This is a genomic window from Candidatus Poribacteria bacterium (assembly GCA_021295755.1).
GTDB lineage: Bacteria > Poribacteria > WGA-4E > WGA-4E > PCPOR2b > PCPOR2b.
Genome location: JAGWBT010000162.1, coordinates 1 through 2641, shown reverse-complemented (window position 1 = coordinate 2641; position 2641 = coordinate 1). Strand labels below are relative to the sequence as shown.

General features: G+C 51.9%; 1 protein-coding gene and 2 pseudogenes (1 of these 3 cut by a window edge). 2 read left to right on the top strand and 1 reads right to left on the bottom strand.

The genetic code is table 11. The features are described from left to right. Both J4G02_19760 and J4G02_19755 read left to right on the top strand, forming a co-directional pair. Positions 1 to 1068 (top strand): annotated as a pseudogene (locus J4G02_19760) (aminotransferase class III-fold pyridoxal phosphate-dependent enzyme) (it extends 234 nt beyond the left edge of the window). Positions 1069 to 1091: 23 nt separating this feature from the next. Next, a pseudogene (locus J4G02_19755) lies at positions 1092 to 2190 on the top strand (aminotransferase class I/II-fold pyridoxal phosphate-dependent enzyme). A gap of 253 nt (positions 2191 to 2443) precedes the next feature. Here the strand turns inward: J4G02_19755 and J4G02_19750 are convergent. After that, the coding region (locus tag J4G02_19750; protein ID MCE2396767.1) for a hypothetical protein at positions 2444 to 2641 on the bottom strand (198 nt) is incomplete at its 5' end.

The following is a 2641-nucleotide window of genomic DNA, read 5'->3' as shown; positions in this document are numbered from 1 at the left end:
GGTGCGGGGACAACCCCTTGGGAGGGGGAGTTAGCGAATCTGCTGGTAGAATGTATCCCCACGCTGGACCAAGTACAGATCACCAATACAGGGTCAGAGGCGACCTTTTTCGCCGTGCGGGTTGCTCGCGCAATAACCGGACGCGACGAAGTGATTATCATGCAAGGCGGCTACAACGGTTGGCATAATGATGTGGCATTCAATTTAATGGATCCCCTTGAAAGAATTGGGGGCTATCAGCCGGGCGAGGAGCTGCCACTTTATCCAATTACAGCCGGTATGCCAGCATCCGCTTCTCAGCATGTCCATGCCGTACAGTTCAATGACTTGGACGCCGTAGAAAATTTAATAAAAAAGGGGAATATCGCGTGCATCATCCTTGAGCCAATCTTACAAAATATCGGTGTGGTCAAACCGAACCCCGGATACCTAGAGGGACTTCGACGGCTGTGCGATCAATACGGTTCCCTGCTAATTTTTGACGAGGTAAAAACGGGATTCCGCCATGCTCTAGGCGGTTATCAGTCGATATGTGGGGTGCAGCCAGATCTGTCGGTATTCGGAAAGGCGGTCGCCAACGGCTACCCACTCGGCGTCGTCGGGGGCAAGCGGGAGTATATGGAGTATTTCAATCACCCGCAGCCGGAAAAGAAGGTGTTAATTGCAGGCACCTATAGTGCCCACCCCGTCCCGACAGCAGCGGCAATCGCAACCTTGAAAAAGTTGAAGGCGCAGGAGAAAGAGATTTATGGTCATCTGGAACACCTCGGTCAGATGATGGAAGCTGGCTTAAAGGAGCTGCTGTCCACGAAAGATTTCCCCGCAATAGTCGCCCGGCAGGGATCCGCCTTTGTTGTCTATTTTATGGAGGAGGCTCCCACCAATTGGCTGCAAATTGCACAGTCCCACGATATGGATCTCGATAAAAAGTACAGAACGCTCTTAATCGAGAGAGGGATTTTCCACTTTCCGCTTCCCACAAAACAGGGGAGTATCTCCTTCGCCCACACAGAGGCAGACATCGAACACACCATAGAGATTACAGAACAGGTATTGGAGAAATTATAAGAGTAACCAACGGGTTGATGATTATGACAACGAAATCCAGATCCACCGGCTGGTCAACCAAAGCCATCCATGCCGGCGAAGAATCCCTCCCCAAAACAGGTCCCCTCATCCCGCCCATCTACCAGAACAGCACCTTTCAGTGCTGCGTTCACAGACGAAGATTCGGGTTATATTTATACGCGGTGGGGCAATCCAACGCAATCTGTGCTCGAAAACAAGATTGCAGTGCTAGAATGCGGTGAAGCGGCACTCGCAACAGCGTCGGGAATGGCAGCTGTGAGCACGACATTGTTGACGCTGCTAGCGCACGGGGACCACGTCGTGGCGATGGACTCTCTCTATGCTGGATCATACAACATCCTGAACGAAGATCTCCGTCGCATGGGAGTCGAAACCACATTTGTGGACGCGACCGATGCCAGTGCCGTCGATGGTGCAATCCAACCGAACACGAAAGCCATCTATCTTGAAAGCCCTGTCAATCCAACACTGAAATTGGTGGACCTTGCCGCTTGTGCGGAGATTGCAAGGACGCACGGGGTTACGTTAGTTTTCGATAACACCTTCGCCACGCCGTGTGGGCAGCAGCCAATCTCTCTCGGTGTTGATGTCGTCGTCCACAGTATGACCAAGTATCTCAGCGGAAGTGGGGCGGTGGTCGCCGGCATGATTGTTGGATCAAAGGAGTCTATCGATCGTGCGAAGACAGGTGCGCTACGACACTTCGGGGGTGTCTGCACGGGGTCGCCACGCTGCCACTACGTTTCGAGCGTCACTGTGCCAATGCCCACGCACTCGCAGAATTTCTGGAAAATCATTCGGCAATCGAAAGGGTGCATTACCCCGGTCTACCAAGCCACCCACAACATGCACTTGCCAAAAAGCAGATGAACAACTTCGGTGGGATGGTCTCTTTTGAACTCAAGGGTGGTATAGCAGCGGGAGAGAAACTGGTGAATCAGGTCGAACTCTGTACGCTTGCAGTCAGCTTGGGTGATGTACGGACGTTGATCTGTCATTCCGCTTCGACGACGCACCTGCATGTTTCGCCGGAAGCGCGGAGACGCGGGGTTGGAGGAAGTGGAAGATATTATCGCAGACCTTGATCAGGCGTTAGCGTAAGGAAGATCCGTTTATAGGCAGCGCGAATCGGATTTTAACGCAATGTCGCAATGTCGCAATGACGCAAAGAAAGACTTTTAGAACTTGCGCGTTTGGTTCATAAGTCCCCCTGATAAGGGGGATTTAGGGGGTTAAAAGTAAAAAAACGTTCATGTTAAGATTTAGTGCAACAGAAACCGAGTTTTTTCTTGAAAACTCGGTTTCTCTTAGCGTTTTGTACTGCCCATAGGTCGGACTTCCTCGCCCAACCACACTAATGAACAAATGGTTTTTCACGTTTCACGCTTCCGGTATTTCGATCGGCAGATCCAGCCGATCTCCCCACTCTTTCCACGAGCCGATGTAGTTGCTGACTTTCTGGTAGCCCAAAAGCCGCAACGCCAAATAGCTGTGGGAGGAGCGGTATCCGCCCTGTCAGTAGGACATGACGCGCTTCTCCGGCGTAATGCCT